This window comes from Frankia sp. CgJB1 (genome assembly GCF_977947065.1).
On record NZ_CDWTNB010000200.1, the window covers coordinates 1 to 6,908 of the forward strand.

The 6,908-nt window shown below is 70.3% G+C and carries 4 protein-coding genes; 1 reads left to right on the forward strand and 3 read right to left on the reverse strand.

Annotation, left to right across the window (positions count from 1 at the left end; translation table 11 throughout):
• From AC08OT_RS17765 to AC08OT_RS17775, 3 genes are all read right to left on the reverse strand, one after another.
• Positions 1–689 (reverse strand): S1 RNA-binding domain-containing protein (locus AC08OT_RS17765; RefSeq protein WP_476603065.1); only part of this gene is annotated, 689 nt, incomplete at its 3' end.
• A 470-nt stretch (positions 690–1,159) separates the two neighbouring features.
• Positions 1,160–2,710: an acyltransferase family protein gene (locus AC08OT_RS17770; RefSeq protein WP_476603066.1), complete on the reverse strand. Its 1,551-nt coding sequence runs from the start codon at positions 2,708–2,710 to the stop codon at positions 1,160–1,162.
• 214 nt (positions 2,711–2,924) lie between these two features.
• Positions 2,925–4,232, reverse strand: coding sequence for a glycosyltransferase family 39 protein (locus AC08OT_RS17775; RefSeq protein WP_476594482.1), 1,308 nt, complete (start codon positions 4,230–4,232; stop codon positions 2,925–2,927).
• A gap of 189 nt (positions 4,233–4,421) precedes the next feature.
• On the opposite strand from AC08OT_RS17775, the gene AC08OT_RS17780 reads away from it, so the two are divergent.
• On the forward strand, positions 4,422–6,788 hold the full coding sequence (locus AC08OT_RS17780; RefSeq protein ID WP_476594480.1) for a DUF459 domain-containing protein: 2,367 nt from the start codon (positions 4,422–4,424) through the stop codon (positions 6,786–6,788).
• The last annotated feature ends 120 nt before the right edge of the window (positions 6,789–6,908 follow it).

Consider the following 6,908-nt stretch of genomic DNA (forward strand, 5'->3'; position numbering starts at 1 on the left):
CTGACCACGCCCTTGCGGATCTGGCCCTTGGCCAGCTGGGCGAGGAACTCGGAACGGACTGCGCTCTGGGTCTGCTCGAGCCAGGCCCGCCGCGAGAGCACGACGTTGTTGCGGTTCTTGTCCAATTCGATGATCTTGGCTTCAAGCTCGCGGCCCACGTAGGGCTGCAGATCGCGGACCCGGCGCATCTCCACGAGCGAAGCCGGCAGGAAGCCGCGCAGGCCGATGTCGAGGATGAGACCACCCTTGACGACCTCGATCACGGCGCCGGTGACGACGCCGTCCTCGTCCTTGAGCTTCTCGATCGTGCCCCAGGCGCGCTCGTACTGCGCACGCTTCTTGGACAGGATCAGGCGGCCTTCCTTGTCCTCCTTCTGGAGGACAAGGGCCTCGACGTGGTCGCCGACACTGACGACCTCGTGCGGGTCGACGTCATGCTTGATCGACAGTTCCCGGGACGGGATCACACCCTCGGTCTTGTAGCCGATGTCGAGCAGCACCTCGTCGCGGTCGACCTTGACGATGACGCCGTCAACGATGTCGCCATCGTTGAAGAACTTGATCGTCTTGTCGACGGCCGCTAGGAAGTCTTCGGCCGAGCCGATGTCGTTGACCGCTACCTGTGGTGTGGTCGGGCTGGGCGAGATGGTCACGGTCTCCACGGGTCGTACGTCGGTGGTGCTCGTCAAGGGGTCGGCTCCGGCTAGGGGTGGTCGTCCGCGCGAGGGCCGGATCGAACCGCCGGGACCGAGGGACAGAAACAACGCCAAAAACGAAGAAACTGTCAGGAACGATAACGACGCTCGAGTGGATCCGCTCGGTCTGAGACCCACGGACCCTCGTGCACGTCCCCAAGTCTAGGGACGGGTGTCCAGGGTGGTCAACGGGCGCCCGCACCAAGACGCGCGCCGTCCGCCATCATCCTCACTCTGCGTAGAGTAATGACATCCATATGTAGTTTTAGGTGGCGGCACGGCGCCGCGGTAGGCGGGACAACACCGTCCCGCGGATCGTCCCGGCACACGGGTGGGAACGTGTACGGACGGGACGCGACAGAGACGAACGGCGCAGATCGGTTGAAAAGCGGATAAATGGGTAAGTTCGTGGCGTCCGATTCCCGACACCCGCCGACGGCATGGCCTCGCGGCCCGACGCCCGGTCATTCCCGGGTCAGCGCCGGCTCGCCGACCCCCCGCGCTCGGATCCCCCCCCCGCTCGGGCCCCCGCGCTCGGCCGGCTGTGCCCCGGGCTCACCGGGCTGCGGCGCGGGCTCCGGCCCGAGCCATTCCAAACCGTCGAACTCGACCCGGGGCCGCTTCCACCCGGCGCGCGGCGCCCGTCCATCCGGCACGCCGGGCAGGTCGGGATCGAGGGACCGGACCGGGGGGAACGGGTCTCGCACGTCCCGGTCCGTCATGTTCCGCAGCGGCATGATGCCTGACGCGAGTGGCACCGTCGGGCCATCGACGGGCTTCCCGATCACCTCGACCTCGCCCGGCGATCCGCCGGCCCCGCTCACGAGGCCGCCCTCCCCGCCCCTCGCCGCCCCTTCGAAGCGCCTCGCCACCCATCTGTCGACCCGCCGGGCCCACTCCCGGGAAAGGGTGATGCAGGGACGCTCGATCAAAAAGTACGTCACGGTGGAGACCCCGACGGTCAGGGTGAGGACCACCAGGAGAAACGGCAGGTAGGGGATCTTCCACAGCCGCCAGCCACTGTGCTCCAGCACCAGGTCGATGACGGCCGAGTGCCACAGATAGATGCCGTACGAGATCGCTCCGAGGAAGGCCAGCGGACGGCTGGCCAGCAGCGGCCGCACCCAGCCGCGGTCGCTGCGGCCGAACACCGCCGGGAGCAGCAGGAAGAAGCCGAACAACCCGTAGCCCAGGTGCTTGCCTATGTCCTGGCTCCGCGTGGCTTCAAAGATCGGCACGAGCGGCAGGCCGAGATGCCTGCTCGACACCCAGTAGAAAAACGCGGCGATGCCCCAGCACACCGTGCCCGAGCCGGGCAGCTCGGCCCAGCGCGGCGACCTGCCCTGCCGGGAGTACCAGGCCGAGAGCACGGCGAGCAGCATGCCCATGGCGAACAGGTCCCACCAGACCGGCAGCCAGACGTTCCAGCCGTTCATCCAGGTCGGCGTGGACGGGATCACCAGATAATGGACGATCTTGGCTGCGGCGAACGTGACCGCGAGCGCGGCGAGTTCCACGCGTAACTGGGCGGCGGACGGACGGTCCCGCCGCCGCAGCAGCCACGCGTATACCGGTATCGCCAGGTAGAACGCCGCCTCGACGTCCAGGGTCCAGGCCTGGGTGAGGCCCTGGATCGCCCAGTGCTCCTGATAACCCTGGACGAAGAATGCCGTCTGGAACAGACCGGCCAGGCCGTGCACGCCGACCCGCTTACTGCTGACCACGGTCAGGGTGACGGCGAGCGCCACCCAGTACAGCGGGACGATCCGCATGAACCGCCGGACCAGGTAGCCGGCGGCGTCCGAGCCGCGGAGGCCGGCGAACCGGGCGGCGACGAACGGGCGGTAGAGCAGAAACCCCGAGATCAGGAAGAAGACCGCGACACCGATCTCACTCCGGGCGGTGTAGGGGCCCAGCCGGCTGCTGGTGGTGAAACCGGCGGGAAACGCGGTGTGCACGACGACCACGAGAATCGCCGCGATCGCGCGCAGGCCGTCGAAGCCGCCGAAGACCACCTTGGGTGGACGGACCGGCGCGGGAGTGCGCGGTTCGGGGATGGAAGCGGTGCCGGCCGGGCCGGCGGCTGCACCGGAATCGGCTGCGGCCGTAAGAGAAAGGGCGGGTCCATTCACCGACCGAGCGCCCGGAGATCAGCAAGGTCCGGCACCCTGGCAACGTACCAGTCCGGTATACGCGACCACGTCGGCACCCCGAGCGAACCCCCCCTTTCTACCCGGCCGGCCGGTCCGCGAACCTACCGCGACACCCGAGCCACTGCGCGGCGGCCGTGATCGCGACGGCGGCGAGCAGCACGATCGCGGGCTCCGCGGCGGCCCGGAACCGGGTCGTCCCATAGATCGCGACCGAGGCGAGGCTCAGCGCGATCGGCACGGCGAGCAGTGGCAGCAGCACGACCCGGCGGCGGCGCAGCACCACGACCCCGGCGAGCGCCGCGATCTCCAACGGCCACAGCGTGACCATCCCGACCTTACTGAGGACCAGGGGGCGCAGCTCGATGGTGTCCAGCCGGGCCTGCTGCCAGGGACGGTAGACCCCCCATGTCCGACCAAGCCGCGCCGCGGCCACCCGGGGCAGGCTACGCTCGTTGTGTTTGATGTAGTCGTACGCGGCCCGGCGGTAGAACACGTCCCGTTCGGAGCGTTCCTGGGGCGAGGGTGGCAACGCCAGGATGCAGTCGAACGACCACCAGCCGACGTACCGGCCGGAGTAGCTGGCCGGGCAGTGGGTGACCGCCAGGGTGGAGCCGAGCCCGGTGGACAGGTATTCCGGCTCACTGAACCGGGACAGGTTGTAGATCGTCCAGGGCGCGATCGTGAGCGCGCTCACCGCCGCCGCGACGGCCACCAGGGCGATCCGGCGCCGCCAGGCGAGTTCACGGGCCGTCGCGACGAGTGGCACCACCAGCACCACGACGAGCAGCGCCAGTTCCGCTCGCGCGAGCATCACCGCCGCGAGGGCCACTCCGAGCCAGGCGGCGTCGGCGGCTCCCCGCCGGTCTCGGAACCGGTAGGCGGCAAGGGTGATCCACGCGCAGGTGAGGATCCCGGTCGTCTCCGACATCAACAGCGGGTCGTTGAGCCACATGCCCGGATAGACAGCGGCGATCCCGGCCGCCACCAGTCCGGTCACGGGGCCGGCGATCCGCCGCCCGGCGAGGGCGACGAGCACGATCGACAGCACGCCGAGCAGGCACGAGAACAGCTGGTGGGACAGGAAGCTGGTGAATCCGAGCACCGACGGCACGGCCAGCAGCACGCTGGTCAGCGGGGGGTGCTGGGCGTCGGGGACGTAGCGGCCGGACAGGGCGAGTTCGTAGGGGTCGGGCCAGCCCCGGCCGTCGGCGAAGAGGTTCGCCGCCTCGTGGTAGTAGTACGGGTCTCCCTGCACGACCGCCGGATGCAGCCAGTGGAACAGGTAGAACAGGCGGACGGCGAGACCGAGCAGCCCGATCGTGGCCAGCCACAGGTGCCAGCGCACGGGCCGCGCCCGCCCCAGCACCACGGAGAATCCCGACATCACGGGGAATCCCGGCGTGGGGTGGCCCGCGGGCACCGCCGGCGCCGGGGCCACCATCCGGGGGAGCCCCGCCGTGGTCTCAGACACGCGCGGAAGGTACCAATGTCCCGATAGCGGCTCGACACCGCGTCCGCCGCGACAGCGGTGAGCACACCGTGCGTGCGTCCTCCCACGCCGCTGCGATTAGCCTTGCCTGTCGTATGTCCTGGCGAGGTCGCAGCCGACGCAACCCCCGGCGACGAGGAGGGAACGAGGCTGACCAGCAACGACGCCGACACCTTCCCGCTCGCCTCCGGTGGGCGCCACCGCCGGGTGGCACCCGGGCCGGAGCCCACCGACACCACCCCGATCAATACCCGCCTGGGCGGGACGCGACCGGCGCCCGGGGCCACCCGGAGACCGGCTGGACCTCCCCGCCGGTCTCCCGGGACGGCGACGGCGCCCGGGGCGAGAACCCGGGCCGGCACCCGGCCGCGGACCGGCACGCGCGAGGCGACGGGGCCGCAGCGGGTCGAGGAGGATCTCGACGCCACCGGGCCCGTGCTCGCGCCGCTCGGGCACTCCCCCGCGCTCGACGGCCTGCGCGCGCTCGCGGTCACGGCCGTCATCGCGTATCACGCCGGCGTCTCCTGGATGCCCGGCGGCCTGCTCGGCGTCGACACCTTCTTCGTCCTCTCCGGGTTCCTCATCACCGGCCTACTGATCGCCGAGTACCGCTACAACCGGCGCATCGACCTTCGCACCTTCTGGATCCGCCGGTCTCGCCGCCTGATGCCGGCGCTGCTGCTGCTCCTGCTCGGGGTGGCGGCCTACGCCCGCTGGATCGCCTCCCCCGGCGACGTGGGAACCCTGCGGCTGGACGCGCTCTCCACGCTGCTCTATGTCGCAAACTGGCGTTTCGCGCTGTCCGACCAGAGCTACTTCGACCACTTCTCGGCTCCGTCGCCGCTGCTGCACACCTGGTCGCTGTCCGTTGAGGAGCAGTTCTACGTCCTGTGGCCGCTGATCGTCTACCTGCTGATGCGGCACAGCGCGAAGACTGTGGACCGCTGGCGCCGGCAACGCCAGAAGGCCCAGTCGCTCGCGCTCACGGTCGCGGTCCTCGGCGCCGAGGCCTCCGCCCTGGTGGGCCTCGCCCTGCTCGTGATCGGGACGGACCCCTCCCGGATCTACTACGGCACCGACAGCCGCGCCCAGGCCCTGCTGGCCGGGGCCGCCCTCGCCGTCTGGCGGGCCCAGCGGACGACCCCGATCTCCGCCCGGGCCCGGTCGGTCATGTCGGTCGTCGGCTGTGTCGCCACGGCTGCGATGATCCTCATCTGGACAACGGTGAGCGGGGAGAGCCGCGGACTCTACGCCGGCGGCTTCCTCGGAGTCGCGATCATCGTGATGCTGCTGGTCGCCTCGCTCGTGGAGGCGCCCCGGGGCCCGGTGGCGAGGGTGCTGGCCACCGCCCCGCTGACCTTCGTCGGCCGCATCTCGTACGGCCTGTACCTGTGGCACTGGCCGATCTTCCTCACGCTGACGGCCACCCGCACCGGGACGAGCGGCCTGGTCCTGCTGGGGCTCCGCCTCGCCGCCACGCTGGCAATCACCCTGGCCTCATTCCATCTCGTGGAGAACCCGATCCGGCGGGGCAAAGTACGCTTCCCCGTCCCGCGGGTGACGGTGCCCGCCGCCCTGGGCGGAGTGCTCGCGGTGATCCTGCTGACGACCGCCGGGACGTCGGCGTCGGTGCGCACTCCCGCGGACCTGGAGGCGTTGGCGCGGCAGGCGGCGACCTCCCCACAACCGGCCGTCGCCGTCAAGGCCGGCGGGAACGCCCCGATCAAGGTCCTGCTAGGCGGCGACTCGGTGGCTCTCACCCTGGGGTTCAGCGACTTCTCCTCGAGGGCCGCCCAGCAGGGTATGGAGATCCACGACTTCTCCAAGCTGGGGTGCGGCGTCGCCCGGGGGGTGCAGCGGCGCATCCTCGGCAGCGCCGGTCCCACCACCGACGGATGCGACCAGTGGCCGCAGTGGTTCGCCCAACGGGTGAACGAGGTCAACCCCGCGCTCGCGATCCTGCTAGTCGGTCGCTGGGAGATCACCGACCAGGTGCGGGACGGCCGGTGGACGCACATCGGCGATCCGGGGTTCGACGCCTACCTCGGCCGGGAACTCGACCTCGCCATCGACACACTCGGCGCCAAGGGTGCCAAGGTGGTGCTCCTGACGACCCCGGTGTTCAAGCCGACCGAGGCGCCGAACGGCGGCATCTACCCGGAGACGAAGGCCGAACGGGTGGTGCGGTTCAACACGCTGCTGCGGGCCGCGGCGGCCCGCCATCCCGGCGCCACCGTGATCGACATCGCGTCGATTCTCACTCCGGGTGACAAGTACGTCGACGAACTGGACGGTGTCCGGCTACGCGACGACGACGGTGTGCACATCTCCAATGGCGGTGCCCGACGGATCGGTGCCGCGATCATTCCCCAGCTTCTCCGGATCGCCCGGGGACCAGCGGCCGCCGCACCCGCGCCGACCACGCCGACCACGGGAGCGGGACCCGGCTGACCCACCCGCTTTACCCGACGCTAACCTTCCGCCCAGTACCGGGCGGTCTAGCAGGAGGATTCGACGTGCCTCGCGCGCTGATTACCGGGATTACCGGTCAGGACGGGTTGTATCTGGGTA

Bases quoted from the DNA above. Each gene is read 5' to 3' on its own strand.
- AC08OT_RS17775 (WP_476594482.1), bottom strand. From the start codon at position 4,232: ATGTCGGGATTCTCCGTGGTGCTGGGGCGGGCGCGGCCCGTGCGCTGG.